Origin of the sequence: Microbispora sp. NBC_01389, from assembly GCF_045040095.1 — a bacterium.
Classification (GTDB): Bacteria; Actinomycetota; Actinomycetes; order Streptosporangiales; family Streptosporangiaceae; genus Microbispora.
The window spans coordinates 3,011,857-3,028,483 of the sequence record NZ_CP109552.1; the positions used below are offsets into that span (position 1 = coordinate 3,011,857).

12 protein-coding genes are annotated in these 16,627 nt (G+C 67.3%); all 12 read left to right on the forward strand.

What is annotated here, in order from left to right; translation table 11 throughout:
- Nucleotides 1-98: 98 nt before the first annotated feature.
- The 12 genes from OG344_RS13730 (at nucleotide 99) to rpsJ (ending at nucleotide 16,620) form a co-directional block, all read left to right on the forward strand.
- On the forward strand, nucleotides 99-938 hold the full coding sequence (locus tag OG344_RS13730) for an LppX_LprAFG lipoprotein (protein WP_327043673.1): 840 nt from the start codon (nucleotides 99-101) through the stop codon (nucleotides 936-938).
- Between the two features lie 211 nt (nucleotides 939-1,149).
- Nucleotides 1,150-1,674 carry a 50S ribosomal protein L10 gene (rplJ, locus tag OG344_RS13735; RefSeq protein ID WP_327043674.1) on the forward strand — a complete coding sequence of 175 codons (525 nt, stop codon included), beginning with the start codon at nucleotides 1,150-1,152 and terminating at the stop codon, nucleotides 1,672-1,674.
- 79 nt (nucleotides 1,675-1,753) lie between these two features.
- A complete protein-coding gene (gene rplL / locus OG344_RS13740) occupies nucleotides 1,754-2,143 on the forward strand; it encodes a 50S ribosomal protein L7/L12 (RefSeq protein ID WP_405088554.1) in 390 nt (129 codons plus the stop codon).
- 188 nt (nucleotides 2,144-2,331) lie between these two features.
- Nucleotides 2,332-2,820: a hypothetical protein gene (locus tag OG344_RS13745; RefSeq protein ID WP_327043676.1), complete on the forward strand. Its 489-nt coding sequence runs from the start codon at nucleotides 2,332-2,334 to the stop codon at nucleotides 2,818-2,820.
- Nucleotides 2,817-3,323 carry a hypothetical protein gene (locus OG344_RS13750; RefSeq protein WP_327043677.1) on the forward strand — a complete coding sequence of 169 codons (507 nt, stop codon included), beginning with the start codon at nucleotides 2,817-2,819 and terminating at the stop codon, nucleotides 3,321-3,323. The genes OG344_RS13745 and OG344_RS13750 overlap by 4 nt, the downstream gene beginning before the upstream one ends.
- A gap of 422 nt (nucleotides 3,324-3,745) precedes the next feature.
- Entirely contained in the window at nucleotides 3,746-7,219 is a 3,474-nt protein-coding gene (gene rpoB / locus OG344_RS13755) for a DNA-directed RNA polymerase subunit beta (RefSeq protein WP_405088555.1), read from the forward strand.
- A 19-nt stretch (nucleotides 7,220-7,238) separates the two neighbouring features.
- Complete coding sequence (locus tag OG344_RS13760) at nucleotides 7,239-11,114, forward strand: DNA-directed RNA polymerase subunit beta' (RefSeq protein WP_405088556.1); 3,876 nt, start codon at nucleotides 7,239-7,241, stop codon at nucleotides 11,112-11,114.
- A gap of 681 nt (nucleotides 11,115-11,795) precedes the next feature.
- On the forward strand, nucleotides 11,796-12,170 hold the full coding sequence (rpsL, locus tag OG344_RS13765; RefSeq protein WP_030508316.1) for a 30S ribosomal protein S12: 375 nt from the start codon (nucleotides 11,796-11,798) through the stop codon (nucleotides 12,168-12,170).
- Nucleotide 12,171: 1 nt separating this feature from the next.
- Complete coding sequence (gene rpsG / locus OG344_RS13770; protein WP_030508317.1) at nucleotides 12,172-12,642, forward strand: 30S ribosomal protein S7; 471 nt, start codon at nucleotides 12,172-12,174, stop codon at nucleotides 12,640-12,642.
- 33 nt (nucleotides 12,643-12,675) lie between these two features.
- A complete protein-coding gene (gene fusA, locus OG344_RS13775; protein WP_405088557.1) occupies nucleotides 12,676-14,775 on the forward strand; it encodes an elongation factor G in 2,100 nt (699 codons plus the stop codon).
- 97 nt (nucleotides 14,776-14,872) lie between these two features.
- Nucleotides 14,873-16,066, forward strand: coding sequence for an elongation factor Tu (gene tuf / locus OG344_RS13780; protein WP_405088558.1), 1,194 nt, complete (start codon nucleotides 14,873-14,875; stop codon nucleotides 16,064-16,066).
- Nucleotides 16,067-16,311: 245 nt separating this feature from the next.
- The gene (rpsJ, locus tag OG344_RS13785; RefSeq protein WP_012887830.1) at nucleotides 16,312-16,620 is read left to right on the forward strand and encodes a 30S ribosomal protein S10; all 309 of its coding nucleotides are present in this window, start codon (nucleotides 16,312-16,314) and stop codon (nucleotides 16,618-16,620) included.
- Nucleotides 16,621-16,627: the final 7 nt, after the last annotated feature.

A 16,627-nucleotide genomic window follows, 5' to 3' on the forward strand; every position in this document is an offset into this window, starting at 1 on the left:
CATATGTCATGAGGGTTGCGACAGGGACGACGCACGTAAGGCGTTAGGCGAATAGGGTCAAGGGCAGGTAAAGGGGGAACCCAGAAAGGGATGGAAAAATGCGACGACTACTAGTGGCCGCGGGGGCGGTGGCCGCGATCACGGTCGCGGGATGCGGGACGACCGCGACTCCGTCTCTCGAGAAGATCACGCTCTCGGCGTCCGAGGTCCTGCAGCAGAGCGCGCAGAAGGCCGGCGACGTCAACACCTACGCCGCGGATCTCGTGGTCAACGTCACCGACGCTAAGGGTGCCCAGGCGGGGCTTGTGCAGGGCACGATGCTCTACCAGAAGAGCCCGCAGGTCGCCACGGACATCAACCTGAGCCAGGTGTCGTTCAACGGCCAGAATCTGCCCGGCGGCGTACGGGTCATCGTCGACGGCGAAGTGGCCTACGTGAAGGTCGACATGCTCAAGAACCTGCTCGGCGCCACCAAACCGTGGATCAGGCTCGACCTGAAGCAGCTCGGCTCGCAGGCGGGCGTGGACGTCGACCAGTACCTCGCCCAGGCCCGGCAGTTCGACCTGAAGACCAGCACCGCCCTGCTCACGGCGTCCAAGGACGTCAAGTCGGTGGGCAGCGAGCAGGTCGGCGGGGTGGACACGACCCACTACTCGGGCACGTTCCCGGTGGACGAGGCGGTCAAGCAGCTGTCCGACGACCAGCGCTCACAGCTGCGCGGTGAGCTGGCCGGCGCCAAGGACGTCAAATTCGACGCGTGGATCGACGCCCAGGGCCTGCCGCGGAAAGTCGAGCTGAACGGCGGCAAGCCGGACGCGGGCGCCTTCAAGGCCACGGCGATGTTCAAGTCGTTCAACGAGCCGGTCTCCATCACGGCGCCGGCGGCCGACCAGGTGGGCGAGCTGCCGCAGCGCGCCACCGCCGATTTGCCGTCCTGACGGTTGACAACGTAGTCTGTCTCCTGCCGAAGACCGCCGGTCGTCACCGGGCGTGCAGCCCGATGACTGAAGGATCCACGTGAGTGGACGGCCCGCGTAGGTGTGGAGACGCTTGAGGACGTGTGACGTCCGCCCAAGCCCCGTGCGCCTGCGCCGGGGCTTGTCTGTTTTCCGAGGGCCTTCCGCCGGCGGCACATCTGGAAGGAGGCCCATGGCGAAGTCGGAGAAGAGCGTCGCGATCGCCGAGCTCAAGAATGAGTTCGAGGGATCCAGCGCCGCCGTTCTGACCGAATACCGCGGTCTCACCGTCGCGCAGCTCAAGCAGCTGCGTGTTTCTCTCGGTGGGAATGCGAAGTTCGCCGTGGCGAAGAACACGCTGACCAAGATCGCGGCGAACAACGCCGGGATCACCACTCTGGACGACCTGTTCCAGGGCCCGACCGCCATCGCGTTCGTCAAGGGCGACGTGGTGGAGGCGGCCAAGGGGCTGCGTGACTTCGCCAAGGCCAACCCCCTCCTGGTGATCAAGGGCGGCGTCGTCGACGGCAAGTCGATGACCCCCGACGAGATCACCAAGCTTGCCGACCTCGAGTCCCGTGAGGTGCTCCTCGCGAAGCTGGCCGGTGCGCTGAAGGCCAAGCAGTCCCAGGCTGCCGCCACCTTCGCCGCGCTGCCCACCACCATGGCTCGACTGGCCGAGGCTCTGCGCGCCAAGCGCGAAGAGGCCGGCGAGTAGGTCCGCGCAGCGGGCGGGGGAAACGCGCACCGCGGTCCCCTTACACGTTTTCTGCTAGATCCACTGGAGGAACACCATCATGGCGAAGCTCAGCACCGACGAGCTGCTCGAGACCTTCAAGGAGATGACTCTCCTTGAGCTGTCCGACTTCGTGAAGGTCTTCGAGGAGACCTTCGACGTCAAGGCCGCCGCCCCGGTCGCCGTCGCCGCCGCCCCGGCCGCCGGTGGCGCCGCCGCCGAGGAGGCCGAGGAGCAGGACGAGTTCGACGTCGTCCTCGAGGCCGCCGGCGACAAGAAGATCCAGGTCATCAAGGAGATCCGGGCCCTGACGAGCCTGGGCCTCAAGGAGGCCAAGGACCTCGTGGACGGCGCTCCGAAGGCCGTCTTCGACGGCAAGGTCAACAAGGAGCAGGCCGAGAAGGCGAAGGCCGCCCTGGAGGGCGCCGGCGCGACCGTCACGGTCAAGTAGTCTCCACGCTTCACCGAAGGGGCGGGTCCATCCAGGTGCCGGATGGGACCGCCCCTTTCGCGTGCCCGGGCCCGTACGGAATCCAGACCCTATGGGCAGGGCGGGCCCGTTGATCTATGGTCGGGGCGTAGGATCCGGCGCGACGTGATCAGGCCGAGACGGTCGGGTGCTCGGGGAGGTGGACGGGGATGCGGCGCGCGCTGACCGTCGGGCTCGTCCTCGTCGCGGCCGCGCTGGCCCTGGTGGTCCAGCGCCTCGCCGGGGCCCGCACGGAGGCCGAGGCGGCCGTCCAGGACCGGCAGATGGCCGTCCGGGCCGCCATGGCGCACGCCGTGAGCCTCATGACGATCGACCACCACCGCATAGACGACGACATCAAACGCGCGCTGGCCACCTCCACCGGCCCGGAGAAGGCGCGTTACGCCGCGAACCAGGCGGCACTGAGGGCCGCCACGCTGAAGAACAAGGCCGTCCAGACGGGTGTCCTGCGGGCCTCCGCGCTCGCCTCCATCGCGGGAGACCGGCGCACGGCGCAGGTCCTGGTCGTCGCCGACGCGGTGATCCACTGGGAGGACGGCAGGAAGGCCGCGCCGGAGGAGCGCTTCTTCCGCTGGCGGATGGACGTGACCAAGGCGTCGGGCCTGTGGCTGGTCTCCCGGGCGGAGCTGGTGCAGTGAGGCGGCTGCTGCGGGCGCTGCCGGCGCTCGCCGCCGTGGGGCTGGCCGTCGCCGCCGTATGGCTGCTGCTCGACCTGCGCCGTCTCCAGGCCGCCGACACGGCCTCCCGCGAGGCCCTCGCGGCGGCCCGGTCGTACGCGCCCGACATGCTGTCGTACGACTACCGTACGATCGACCGCGACATGGCCCGGGCGGGCGGCCACGCCACCGGGGAGCTGGCCGAGCGCTACCGCACGCTGGCGGCGACGCTGGGCCCGGAGGCGCGGGAGCGGCGGACGGTCCAGCAGACCGTCGTGGCGGCCGCGGGCGTGGAGTCGGCGACGCCCGAGGAGGTCCGCGTGCTGCTGTTCGTGAACATGGTCACGACACGGTCGGGCGGGGGCGAGGAAGAGCCCAAACAGCAGGTCAGTCAGGGCAGGGCACGTCTGGTGATGGTGACGCAGGGCGACGGCTGGCGGGCCTCCCGGCTGTCCACCCTTCTGGGGGACACGCCCGCCCCGTAAGCGCGTGGCTAAATTGTTAGCAAAGAACACGTTTGAACCGTGGTTGCCGATGGGTATTCAAGGGCACGGCAGCGTCGACCCACGGTCAGCGTTGGGCCGTTCGTGTGACTGAGCGTTACCCGTCTCCGGTCCCGGGTAGGGACTGGATCCCCGGCGTTCGCTAAGGTCCCGAGGGCGGGAAAACCCAGCGTGACCCCTGTCGGTTAGGCGAAATGTCGGCTCTCGGGGTTGACGTTTTGGCGCGGACGGGTGATGCTGCCAGCAACGTGGAGCGCAGAGCGAGAGCGGAGTGGACAGGTGTATGCCGATCGGCTACACTGCCCCTTTGCGCTGCCCTTTGACGACCGCTTCTCTGAGTAACCTCTGATCTTGGTCGTCTGGCGTGCGTGTAGTCAGTCCGCGAGCCCTCGGAAGGACATCTGTTGGCAGCCTCGCGCAACGCCTCCGCCGTACCCGCCGGTCCCCGTACCGTGTCGTTCGCACGAATCGAGGAGCCGCTCGAAGTACCCGACCTTCTCGCCCTGCAGACCGAGTCGTTCGACTGGTTGCTCGGAAACGAGAGATGGAAGGGCCGGGTCGAGGTGGCTCGCCAGGCCGGGCGCAAGGACATTCCGGCCCAATCAGGTCTCGAAGAGATCTTCGAGGAGATCAGTCCCATCGAGGACTTCTCCGGAACCATGTCCCTGTCGTTCCGGGATCACAGGTTCGAGCCGCCCAAGTACTCCGTAGATGAGTGCAAAGACAAGGACATGACCTACTCCGCCCCGATGTTCGTCACGGCGGAGTTCATCAATAACACCACAGGTGAGATCAAGAGCCAGACGGTGTTCATGGGCGACTTCCCGCTCATGACGCCGAAGGGCACCTTCATCATCAACGGCACCGAGCGCGTGGTGGTCTCGCAGCTCGTCCGGTCCCCGGGCGTCTACTTCGACCGCTCGGTCGACAAGACCTCCGACAAGGACCTGTTCGGCTGCCGGGTGATCCCGTCGCGCGGCGCGTGGCTCGAGTTCGAGATCGACAAGCGCGACAGCGTCGGCGTGCGCATCGACCGCAAGCGCAAGCAGCCGGTCACCGTGTTGCTGAAGGCGCTGGGCTGGACCAGCGACCAGATCTTGGAGCGTTTCGGCCAGTACGAGTCGATGCGGGCAACCCTGGAGAAGGACCACACCTCCGGCCAGGACGACGCGCTGCTCGACATCTACCGGAAGCTGCGGCCGGGCGAGCCGCCGACCAAGGAGTCGGCGCAGGCGCTGCTGGAGAACCTGTACTTCAACCACAAGCGCTACGACCTCGCCAAGGTCGGCCGATACAAGATCAACAAGAAGCTGGGCGTCAGCGCCGAAATCACCCAGGGCACGCTGACCGACGAGGACATCGTCGCCACCATCGAGTACATCGTCCGGCTGCACGCCGGCGAGGAGTCGATGGGCGAGAACGGCTCGGTCGTCGTCGAGACCGACGACATCGACCACTTCGGCAACCGCCGTCTGCGCACGGTGGGCGAGCTCATCCAGAACCAGGTCCGGCTGGGCCTGGCCCGCATGGAGCGTGTCGTCCGCGAGCGCATGACGACCCAGGACGTCGAGGCGATCACGCCGCAGACCCTGATCAACATCCGCCCGGTCGTGGCGTCGATCAAGGAGTTCTTCGGCACCTCCCAGCTGTCGCAGTTCATGGACCAGACCAACCCGCTGGCCGGCCTGACGCACAAGCGGCGCCTGTCCGCCCTGGGTCCCGGTGGTCTGTCCCGTGAGCGGGCGGGCTTCGAGGTCCGCGACGTGCACCCCTCGCACTACGGCCGCATGTGCCCGATCGAGACGCCGGAAGGCCCGAACATCGGTCTGATCGGCTCGCTCTCGTCCTTCGGGCGGGTCAACTCGTTCGGCTTCGTCGAGACGCCGTACCGCCGTGTGGAGGACGGCCGGGTCACCTACGAGATCGACTATCTGACCGCCGACGAGGAGGACCGGCACGTCGTCGCCCAGGCCAACACGGTCCTGAACGCCGACGGCGGCTTCGCCGAGTCCCGGGTGCTCGCCCGGCGCAAGGGCGGCGAGTTCGAGGCCGTCCACCCGTCCGAGGTGAACTACATGGACGTCTCGCCGCGCCAGATGGTGTCGGTCGCGACCGCCATGATCCCGTTCCTCGAGCACGACGACGCCAACCGCGCGCTCATGGGCTCGAACATGCAGCGCCAGTCGGTGCCCCTGCTGAAGAGCGAGGCCCCGCTGGTCGGCACCGGCATGGAGTACCGCGCCGCCACCGACGCCGGCGACGTCATCAGCGCCGAGAAGGCCGGTGTCGTCGAGGAGGTCTCCGCCGACTACGTCACCGTGATGAACGACGACGGCACCCGTACGACGTACCGGATCGCGAAGTTCAAGCGGTCGAACCAGGGCACCTGCTTCAACCAGAAGCCGATCGTGGCCGAGGGCGACCGGGTCGAGCAGGGTCAGGTCATCGCCGACGGTCCGTGCACCGACAACGGCGAGATGGCGCTCGGCAAGAACCTGCTCGTGGCGTTCATGCCGTGGGAGGGTCACAACTACGAGGACGCGATCATCCTGTCCCAGCGCCTGGTGCAGGACGACGTGCTCTCCTCGATCCACATCGAGGAGCACGAGGTCGACGCCCGCGACACCAAGCTGGGCCCCGAGGAGATCACGCGGGACATCCCGAACGCATCCGAGGACGCGCTGGCCGACCTCGACGAGCGGGGCATCATCCGCATCGGCGCCGAGGTGGTGACCGGCGACATCCTCGTCGGGAAGGTCACCCCCAAGGGCGAGACGGAGCTGACCCCCGAGGAGCGCCTGCTGCGCGCGATCTTCGGTGAGAAGGCCCGCGAGGTCCGCGACACCTCTCTGAAGGTGCCGCACGGCGAGTCCGGCAAGGTCATCGGCGTCCGGGTGTTCAGCCGCGAGGAGGGCGACGAGCTTCCTCCGGGCGTGAACGAGCTGGTCCGCGTGTACGTGGCGCAGAAGCGTAAGATCACCGACGGCGACAAGCTCGCCGGCCGCCACGGCAACAAGGGCGTCATCTCCAAGATCCTTCCGGTGGAGGACATGCCGTTCCTGGAGGACGGCACCCCGGTCGACATCGTGCTCAACCCGCTGGGCGTGCCCGGCCGGATGAACGTCGGCCAGGTGCTGGAGACCCACCTCGGGTGGATCGCCGCCCGCGGGTGGGACGTCAGCGGCATCGAGGAGGCCTGGGCCGAGCGCCTGCGCGAGAAGGACATGGACAGGGTCGAGCCCTGGACCAAGGTCGCCACGCCGGTGTTCGACGGGGCCCACGAGGAGGAGATCGTCGGCCTGCTCGACAGCACCCTGCGCAACCGGGACGGCTCCCGCATGGTGGGGGAGAACGGCAAGGCCCGGCTCTTCGACGGCCGCTCCGGCGAGCCGTTCCCGCACCCGATCTCGGTCGGCTACATCTACATCCTCAAGCTGCTGCACCTGGTCGACGACAAGATCCACGCTCGTTCGACCGGTCCGTACTCGATGATCACCCAGCAGCCGCTGGGTGGTAAGGCGCAGTTCGGCGGCCAGCGCTTCGGCGAGATGGAGGTGTGGGCCCTCGAGGCCTACGGCGCGGCGTACGCCCTGCAGGAACTGCTGACCATCAAGTCCGACGACGTCCTGGGCCGGGTGAAGGTCTACGAGGCCATCGTCAAGGGCGAGAACATCCCCGAGGCGGGCATTCCCGAGTCCTTCAAGGTCCTCATCAAGGAGATGCAGTCGCTCTGCCTGAACGTCGAGGTCCTTTCGAGCGACGGCATGTCGATCGAGATGCGGGACACCGACGAGGATGTCTTCCGCGCGGCAGAAGAGCTTGGCATCGACCTGTCCCGGCGTCCCCACGAGGGCGCGATGACCGTCGACGAGGTCTGATTCAAAAGGGGATTATCTAGTGCTCGACGTCAACTTCTTCGACGAGCTGCGCATCGGCCTCGCGACCGCCGACGACATCAGGCAGTGGTCGCACGGCGAGGTGAAAAAGCCGGAGACCATCAACTACCGGACCCTCAAGCCGGAGAAGGACGGGCTCTTCTGCGAGAAGATCTTCGGTCCGACCCGGGACTGGGAGTGCTACTGCGGTAAGTACAAGCGCGTCCGCTTCAAGGGCATCATCTGTGAGCGCTGTGGCGTCGAGGTCACGCGCGCCAAGGTGCGCCGTGAGCGGATGGGCCACATCGAGCTGGCCGCCCCGGTCACGCACATCTGGTACTTCAAGGGCGTCCCGTCGCGCCTCGGTTACCTGCTCGACCTGGCCCCGAAGGACCTGGAGAAGGTCATCTACTTCGCGGCCTACATGATCACGCATGTCGACAACGAGATGCGTGACCGCGACCTGCCGTCGCTGGAGGCGAAGATCTCCGTCGAGCGGCAGCACGTCGAGCAGCGCCGTGACGCCGACATCGAGGCCCGCCAGAAGAAGCTCGAGGCCGACCTGGCCGAGCTGGAGGCCTCCGGCGCCAAGGGCGACGCCCGCCGCAAGGTGCGCGAGGGCGCCGACCGTGAGATGCGCCAGCTCCGCGACCGGGCCCAGCGCGAGCTGGACCGGCTGGAGGAGGTCTGGAGCCGCTTCAAGAACCTCAAGGTCCAGGACCTTGAGGGCGACGAGATGCTCTACCGCGAGATGCGCGACCGGTTCGGCCGCTACTTCCGCGGCGGCATGGGCGCCCAGGCCATCCAGGAGCGGCTGGGCGGCTTCGACCTGGAGGCCGAGGCGGAGAACCTGCGGGAGACCATCCGCAGCGGCAAGGGCCAGAAGAAGGCCCGCGCCCTCAAGCGCCTCAAGGTCGTCGCGGCGTTCCTCAACACCCGCAACTCGCCGAGTGGCATGGTCCTCGACTGCATCCCGGTGATCCCGCCGGACCTGCGGCCGATGGTCCAGCTCGACGGCGGCCGCTTCGCCACCTCGGACCTGAACGACCTGTACCGCCGGGTCATCAACCGGAACAACCGGCTCAAGCGTCTGCTCGACCTCGGCGCGCCCGAGATCATCGTGAACAACGAGAAGCGGATGCTCCAGGAGGCCGTCGACGCCCTGTTCGACAACGGCCGCCGCGGCCGTCCGGTCACCGGCCCGGGCAACCGCCCGCTGAAGTCCCTCAGCGACATGCTGAAGGGCAAGCAGGGCCGTTTCCGGCAGAACCTGCTCGGCAAGCGCGTCGACTACTCCGGCCGTTCGGTCATCGTCGTCGGCCCGCAGCTCAGGCTGCACCAGTGCGGCCTGCCCAAGCAGATGGCGCTGGAGCTGTTCAAGCCGTTCGTGATGAAGCGCCTGGTCGATCTCAACCACGCGCAGAACATCAAGTCCGCCAAGCGGATGGTCGAGCGGTCCAAGCCGGTCGTGTGGGACGTGCTGGAAGAGGTCATCACCGAGCACCCGGTGCTGCTCAACCGCGCGCCCACGCTGCACCGCCTGGGCATCCAGGCCTTCGAGCCGCAGCTGGTCGAGGGCAAGGCCATCCAGATCCACCCGCTCGTCTGCACCGCGTTCAACGCGGACTTCGACGGCGACCAGATGGCGGTGCACCTGCCGCTGTCGGCCGAGGCCCAGGCCGAGGCGCGGATCCTGATGCTGTCCACCAACAACATCCTCAAGCCGGCGGACGGCAAGCCGGTGACGATGCCCACCCAGGACATGGTCATCGGTCTGTACTGGCTGACCACCGAGAAGGAGGGCGGCCAGGGCGAGGGCCGGGTGTTCACCACCGTGTCGGAGGCCCTCATGGCCCACGACCGGCACGAGCTGGACATCCAGGCCAAGATCCAGGTGCGGCTCAAGGACGTCCCGCCGCCGCGCGGCTGGGAGGCCCCGGAGGGCTGGGAGGCCGGTGACGCGATCCGGCTGGAGACCACGCTGGGCCGGTGCCTGTTCAACCAGACGCTGCCCGCCAACTACCCCTTCGTGAACTACCAGGTCGGCAAGAAGCAGCTCTCGGCGATCGTCAACGAGCTGGCCGAGCGGTACCCGAAGGTGGAGGTGGCCAACGCGCTCGACGCGCTGAAGGACGCCGGCTTCCACTGGGCGACCCGCGCCGGTGTCACGATCTCCATCGAGGACGTCGTGGCGCCGCCGAACAAGGCCGAGATCATGGACCGGTACGAGAAGCGTGCCGACAAGGTCCAGCGCGAGTACGACCGGGGTCTGATCACCGACGAGGAGCGCCGTCAGGAGCTCATCGAGATCTGGACCCACGCGACGGCGGACGTCGAGACCGACATGGTCAACGCGTTCCCGGCGACCAACCCGGTCTGGATGATGGTCAACTCCGGTGCCCGAGGCAACCGCATGCAGGTGCGGCAGATCGCCGGCATCCGCGGCCTGGTGTCCAACACCAAGGGCGAGACGATCCCGCGGCCGATCAAGTCCTCCTTCCGCGAGGGCCTGTCGGTGCTGGAGTACTTCATCTCGACCCACGGTCAGCGGAAGGGTCTGGCGGACACCGCCCTGCGGACCGCCGACTCCGGCTACCTGACGCGTCGTCTCGTCGACGTCGCCCAGGACGTCATCGTCCGCGAGATCGACTGCGGCACCGACCGCGCCGTCCCGCTGCACGTGGGCGAGCGCGACTCCACCGGCGCCCTGGTCAAGGCCGAGAACGCCGAGAGCAACGTGCACGGCCGCATCCTCGCCGAGGACGTCGAGGTGGACGGCAAGCTCGTCGCCGCGGCGGGCGTCGACATCAACGACGACACCGTCACCGCGCTGGTGAACGCCGGCATCGAGACGGTCCGGACCCGCAGCACGCTGGTCTGCGAGGCCAAGATCGGTGTCTGCGCGACCTGCTACGGCCGCTCGCTGGCCACCGGCAAGCTCGTGGACGTCGGCGAGGCCGTCGGCATCATCGCGGCCCAGTCGATCGGTGAGCCCGGCACCCAGCTGACCATGCGTACCTTCCACACCGGTGGTGTGGCGGGCGCGGACATCACGCATGGTCTGCCGCGTGTCCAGGAGCTGTTCGAGGCGCGCATCCCCAAGGGTGTCGCCCCGATCAGCGAGGTCGCGGGCCGCGCGCGGATCGACGAGACCGACAAGACCCGCAAGATCGTCGTCACTCCGGACGACGGCTCCGAGGAGATCGCGTACCCGGTCTCGATGCGGTCGCGGCTGCTGGTCTCCGAGGGACAGCGCGTGGACGTCGGCCAGCTGCTGATCGCCGGTGCGCGCAACCCGAACGAGGTCCTGCGAATCCTCGGCCCGCGGGCCGTCCAGCTCCACCTCGTGGACGAGGTGCAGCAGGTCTACCGTTCGCAGGGTGTGTCGATCCACGACAAGCACATCGAGGTCATCGTCCGGCAGATGCTCAAGCGCGTGAACGTGCTCGAGTCGGGCGACACCGAGCTGCTGCCCGGCGAGCTGGTCGAGCGGCCGCGCTTCGAGGCGATGAACCGGCAGACCGTGGCGGAGGGCGGCCAGCCGGCCTCCGGCCGTCCGGTCCTGATGGGCATCACCAAGGCCTCGCTGGCCACCGAGTCGTGGCTGTCGGCGGCGTCCTTCCAGGAGACGACGCGAGTCCTCACCGACGCGGCGATCCACGCCAAGTCCGACTCGCTGCTCGGCCTCAAGGAGAACGTCATCATCGGTAAGCTCATCCCGGCCGGTACGGGCATGCCCCAGTACCGCAACATCCGGGTGGAGCCCACCGAGGAGGCCAAGGCCGCGATGTACACGGTCGGCGGCTACGACGGCTCCGCGGCGGACTACACCTTCGGCTCCGGCAGCGGCGAGGCCGTCCCGCTGGAGGAGTACGACTTCGGCCAGTACGGCCGCTGAGTCCCGGACAGCAGCTGAGTCCCGAACCCCGAACCGCCCGGAGAGCACCCGCTCCCCGGGCGGTTCTGTGTCTCCCGCTTCGCTCATCGGGGCGCTCACTTCCGCTTGGTCGTGCCGGAGGCGCGCGATGAGCGCTTCCCTCGTCGCGCTTGGTCGCTTCGCTCCCGCGCGCTTCTCGGTCCAGATCGGCGGCGCGCCCCTCCGGCTCGCTCAGTACCTCCCGCTCGGCGTTCTCCTTTTGAGTGGCGTGGGGTGGGCGGAAATGGCGAGGGGAGGGGTGGCGGGCGAGTACACTCTTCCCGAGCCCTCTGGCTGTCTGCCTGCAGGCAGGCGACGGGAACCATGACACGGACCCGACGATCCGGCGGCGGTCGTTTTGACGACTTGCGAACCGCTGGGTAGTCTTTTCTTTCGTGCCCATGGGTTCGTGGGCTCGCATGCGTGCGCTTGACAGCCGTGCTCTCTTGTGGGAGAGCGGGCGGGGGGCGCCGCGTGAATCCTCCAGATCGACCGGGTCTGTCCGGTTGTGGCGCGCGCAGAGCGCGACACACCCGAGCGCGTGGGTCGGCGGGGATGGAAAATCCGCAGGTCATGACACCGGCAGCACCTGCAAACCCGTGAGGGGCGGCATCGCCAGGATCGGGACGACGTATCACCGGCTAGGCACGAAACGGAGACGCGGTGCCCACCATTCAGCAGTTGGTCCGCAAGGGCCGGCAGGACAAGGTCAGCAAGACCAAGACTCCTGCCCTCAAGGGGAGCCCGCAGCGGCGCGGCGTTTGCACCCGCGTTTACACGACCACCCCCAAGAAGCCCAACTCGGCGCTGCGCAAGGTGGCCCGTGTTCGGCTCACCAACGGCATCGAGGTCACGGCTTACATCCCTGGGGTGGGTCACAACCTCCAGGAGCACTCGATGGTGCTCGTGCGCGGTGGTCGTGTGAAGGACCTGCCGGGTGTTCGCTACAAGATCATCCGCGGTTCGCTGGACACCCAGGCCGTCCGCAACCGCAAGCAGGCCCGCAGCCGTTACGGCGCGAAGAAGGAGAAGAGCTGACATGCCGCGCAAGGGTTCCCCTGGCCGCCGCCAGCTGGTCGCTGACCCGGTGCACAACTCGCCGCTGGTCACCGCGCTCATCAACAAGGTTCTCCTGGACGGCAAGCGCTCCCTCGCGCAGTCGATCGTCTACGGCGCCCTCGAGGGCTGCAAGGACAAGACCGGCAACGACCCGGTCGTCACCCTGAAGCGGGCCCTCGACAACGTCCGCCCGACGCTCGAGGTGAAGAGCCGCCGTGTCGGTGGTGCCACCTACCAGGTGCCCGTCGAGGTGAAGGCCTCGCGCAGCACCACGCTGGCCCTGCGCTGGCTCGTCCAGTACTCCCGGGCGCGCCGCGAGAAGACCATGACCGAGCGGCTCATGAACGAGCTTCTCGACGCGAGCAACGGCCTCGGCGCCAGCGTCAAGCGGCGCGAGGACACGCACAAGATGGCCGAGTCCAACAAGGCCTTCGCCCACTACCGCTGGTAGTGAGCACCGACGACGAGTTAAGGACGCGAAGAAGTGGCCACCACGACCGCTCTTGACCTGGCCATGGTCCGCAACATCGGGATCATGGCCCATATCGACGCGGGCAAGACCACGACGACTGAGCGCATCCTGTTCTACACCGGCATCAACTACAAACTCGGTGAAGTCCATGAGGGCGCTGCCACCATGGACTGGATGGAGCAGGAGCAGGAGCGCGGCATCACCATCACCTCCGCCGCGACCACCTGCAGCTGGCTTGATCACACGATCAACATCATCGACACGCCCGGACACGTGGACTTCACCATCGAGGTCGAGCGGTCGCTGCGTGTTCTCGACGGCGCGGTCGCCGTGTTCGACGGCGTCGCCGGCGTGGAGCCGCAGTCCGAGACGGTGTGGCGTCAGGCCGACCGCTACGGTGTGCCCCGCATCTGCTTCGTCAACAAGATGGACCGGGTCGGCGCGGAGTTCCACCGCTGCGTCGACATGATGATCAACCGGCTGAACGCGACTCCGGCGGTCATCCAGCTTCCCTGGGGCGTCGAGGCCGACTTCAAGGGCGTCATCGACCTGGTGAGGATGAAGGGCCTGCTCTGGAGCGCCGAGGCGGCCAAGGGCGAGATGTACGACACCGTCGACATCCCGGCCGACCACGCCGACGCCGCCCGTGAGTGGCGCGACAAGCTGGTCGAGACGGTCGCCGAGAACGACGACGAGCTGATGGAGCTCTTCCTGGAGGGCGTCGAGCCCACCGAGGAGCAGCTCGTCGCCGCCCTCCGGCGGGCGACGATCACCGGCTCGATCAACCCGGTCCTGTGCGGCACCGCGTTCAAGAACAAGGGCGTGCAGCCCCTGCTCGACGCGATCGTCGCCTACCTTCCCGCTCCCACCGACATCCCGGCCTTCAAGGGCCACGCGGTGGGCAAGGAGGAGGAGATCGTCGAGCGTCACCCGGACCCGAGCGAGCCCTTCTCGGCACTGGCGTTCAAGATCATGAGCGACCCGCACCTGGGCAAGCTGACCTACATCCGCGTCTACTCCGGCACGCTCGAGACCGGCACCACCGTGGTGAACTCGGTCAAGGGCAAGAAGGAGCGGATCGGCAAGATCTACCAGATGCACGCGAACAAGCGCGAGGAGCGCCCGTCCGCGACCGCTGGTCAGATCGTGGCCGTCATGGGCCTGAAGGACACCACCACCGGCGACACCCTCTCGGACCCGGTCAAGCAGGTCGTCCTCGAGTCGATGACGTTCCCCGCGCCGGTCATCAACGTCGCGATCGAGCCCAAGACCAAGGGCGACCAGGAGAAGCTGGGCACCGCGATCCAGCGGCTGGCCGAGGAGGACCCGTCCTTCCAGGTCCGCCGGGACGAGGAGACCGGCCAGACGGTCATCTGGGGTATGGGTGAGCTCCACCTGGAGATCCTCGTCGACCGGATGCGCCGCGAGTTCAAGGTCGAGGCGAACGTCGGCCGCCCGCAGGTCGCCTACCGCGAGACCATCCGCCGCAAGGTGGAGAAGGTCGAGTACACGCACAAGAAGCAGACCGGTGGTTCCGGCCAGTTCGCGCGCGTGATCATCCACCTGGAGCCGCTGGGCGAGGGCAACGACGGTTACGAGTTCGAGAACAAGGTCACCGGTGGCCGCATCCCGCGGGAGTACATCCCGTCGGTGGACGCGGGCGCGCAGGAGGCGGCCGAGTTCGGCGTGCTCGCCGGCTACCCGATGGTCGGCGTGAAGGTCACGCTCCAGGACGGCGCCTTCCACGAGGTCGACTCGTCGGAAATGGCGTTCAAGATTGCCGGCTCGATGGCCTTCAAGGAGGCCGCGCGCAAGGCGGACGCTGTACTCCTCGAACCGATGATGGCCGTCGAGGTCACCACGCCCGAGGACTACATGGGTGACGTCATCGGCGACCTCAACGGTCGTCGCGGGCAGATCCAGGCGATGGACGAACGGTCCGGCGCCCGTGTCATCAAGGCGCTCGTGCCGCTGTCTGAGATGTTCGGCTACGTGGGCGACCTGCGCAGCCGCACTCAGGGGCGCGCGAGCTACAGCATGCAGTTCGACTCCTACGCGGAGGTGCCCCCGGGCATCGCCAAGGAGATCGTCGCGAAGGCTCGGGGCGAATAGTTCCGCTCGGTGCGCGGCGGGGGGAGTGATCCCTCCGCCGGGCACAGCCTGAGTTGCAAGACGCAAGTCAAGTCAGAATCTCTAAGGAGACAGACCAGTGGCCAAGGCCAAGTTCGAGCGGAACAAGCCGCACGTGAACATCGGCACCATTGGGCACATCGACCACGGCAAGACCACTCTGACCGCGGCGATCACCAAGGTGCTTCACGACCGTTTCCCGCAGCTCAACGACGCGACCCCGTTCGACAAGATCGACAAGGCGCCCGAGGAGAAGGCTCGCGGAATCACCATCTCCATCGCGCACGTCGAGTACCAGACCGAGAAGCGCCACTACGCCCACGTGGACTGCCCCGGTCACGCCGACTACGTGAAGAACATGATCACCGGTGCCGCCCAGATGGACGGCGCGATCCTGGTGGTCGCGGCGACCGACGGTCCGATGCCGCAGACGAAGGAGCACGTCCTCCTGGCCCGCCAGGTCGGCGTTCCCTACATCGTCGTGGCCCTCAACAAGGCCGACATGGTCGACGACGAGGAGATCCTGGAGCTCGTCGAGCTCGAGGTCCGCGAGCTGCTGTCCGCCCAGGAGTTCCCGGGCGACGACCTGCCGGTCGTGCGCGTCTCCGCGCTCAAGGCGCTCGAGGGCGACGAGAAGTGGGGCGACTCCATCATCGAGCTCATGAACGCCGTGGACGAGAACGTCCCCGAGCCGGTTCGTGACACGGACAAGCCGTTCCTCATGCCGATCGAGGACGTGTTCTCGATCACCGGTCGCGGCACGGTCGTCACCGGCCGTATCGAGCGCGGTATCGTCAAGGTCAACGAGACCGTCGACATCATCGGCATCAAGGAGAAGAGCACCACGACCACCGTCACCGGTGTCGAGATGTTCCGCAAGCTCCTCGACGAGGGCCAGGCGGGTGACAACGTCGGTCTGCTCCTCCGCGGCATCAAGCGCGAGGACGTCGAGCGCGGCCAGTGTGTCATCAAGCCGGGCACCACGACCCCGCACACCGAGTTCGAGGCGCAGGTCTACATCCTGTCCAAGGACGAGGGCGGCCGCCACACGCCGTTCTTCAACAACTACCGGCCGCAGTTCTACTTCCGTACCACGGACGTGACCGGTGTCGTGAACCTGCCGGAGGGCACCGAGATGGTCATGCCCGGTGACAACACCGAGATGACCGTCCAGCTCATCCAGCCGATCGCGATGGAGGACGGCCTCAAGTTCGCGATCCGCGAGGGTGGCCGCACCGTCGGCGCCGGCCGCGTGACGAAGATCATCAAGTAGTAGCACCGCTGGGTGGCGGTCGGGCCCGTGAGGGCCTGGCCGCCGCACCACGGAGGGGCCGGAGACGGCCCCCCACGGACGACGAGACCGTGATCTCGCAGTGCTTTCGGCCGCACTTCGACCGAAGCCACTGCCAGATCACGGAACACCGGACGCGCTCCGGAACGTCGGTCGCGTGGAAACGACCTGCGGCACCAGGCCGCGTGAAGCTTTATAGGACGACAGCGAAGGACACCGAGGCCATTATGGCGGGACAGAAGATCCGCATCCGGCTCAAGGCGTATGACCACGAGGTCATCGACAGCTCGGCCAAGAAGATCGTCGAGACGGTGACGCGGACCGGCGCCAAGGTCGCTGGCCCGGTGCCGCTGCCGACCGAGAAGAACGTGTACTGCGTCATCCGGTCGCCGCACAAGTACAAGGACAGCCGCGAGCACTTTGAGATGCGTACGCACAAGCGGCTGATTGACATCATCGACCCGACGCCGAAGACGGTCGACTCGCTCATGCGTCTCGACCTTCCCGCCGGTGTCGACATCTCGATCAAGCTCTAAGGAACGC

Excerpts from the sequence above, each read along its gene's own strand:
- OG344_RS13730 (WP_327043673.1), top strand. The coding sequence starts at position 99 with ATGCGACGACTACTAGTGGCCGCGGGGGCGGTGGCCGCGATCACGGTC.
- rplJ (WP_327043674.1), top strand. The coding sequence starts at position 1,150 with ATGGCGAAGTCGGAGAAGAGCGTCGCGATCGCCGAGCTCAAGAATGAG.
- rplL (WP_405088554.1), top strand. The coding sequence starts at position 1,754 with ATGGCGAAGCTCAGCACCGACGAGCTGCTCGAGACCTTCAAGGAGATG.
- OG344_RS13745 (WP_327043676.1), top strand. The coding sequence starts at position 2,332 with ATGCGGCGCGCGCTGACCGTCGGGCTCGTCCTCGTCGCGGCCGCGCTG.
- rpsG (WP_030508317.1), top strand. The coding sequence starts at position 12,172 with ATGCCGCGCAAGGGTTCCCCTGGCCGCCGCCAGCTGGTCGCTGACCCG.
- rpsJ (WP_012887830.1), top strand. The coding sequence starts at position 16,312 with ATGGCGGGACAGAAGATCCGCATCCGGCTCAAGGCGTATGACCACGAG.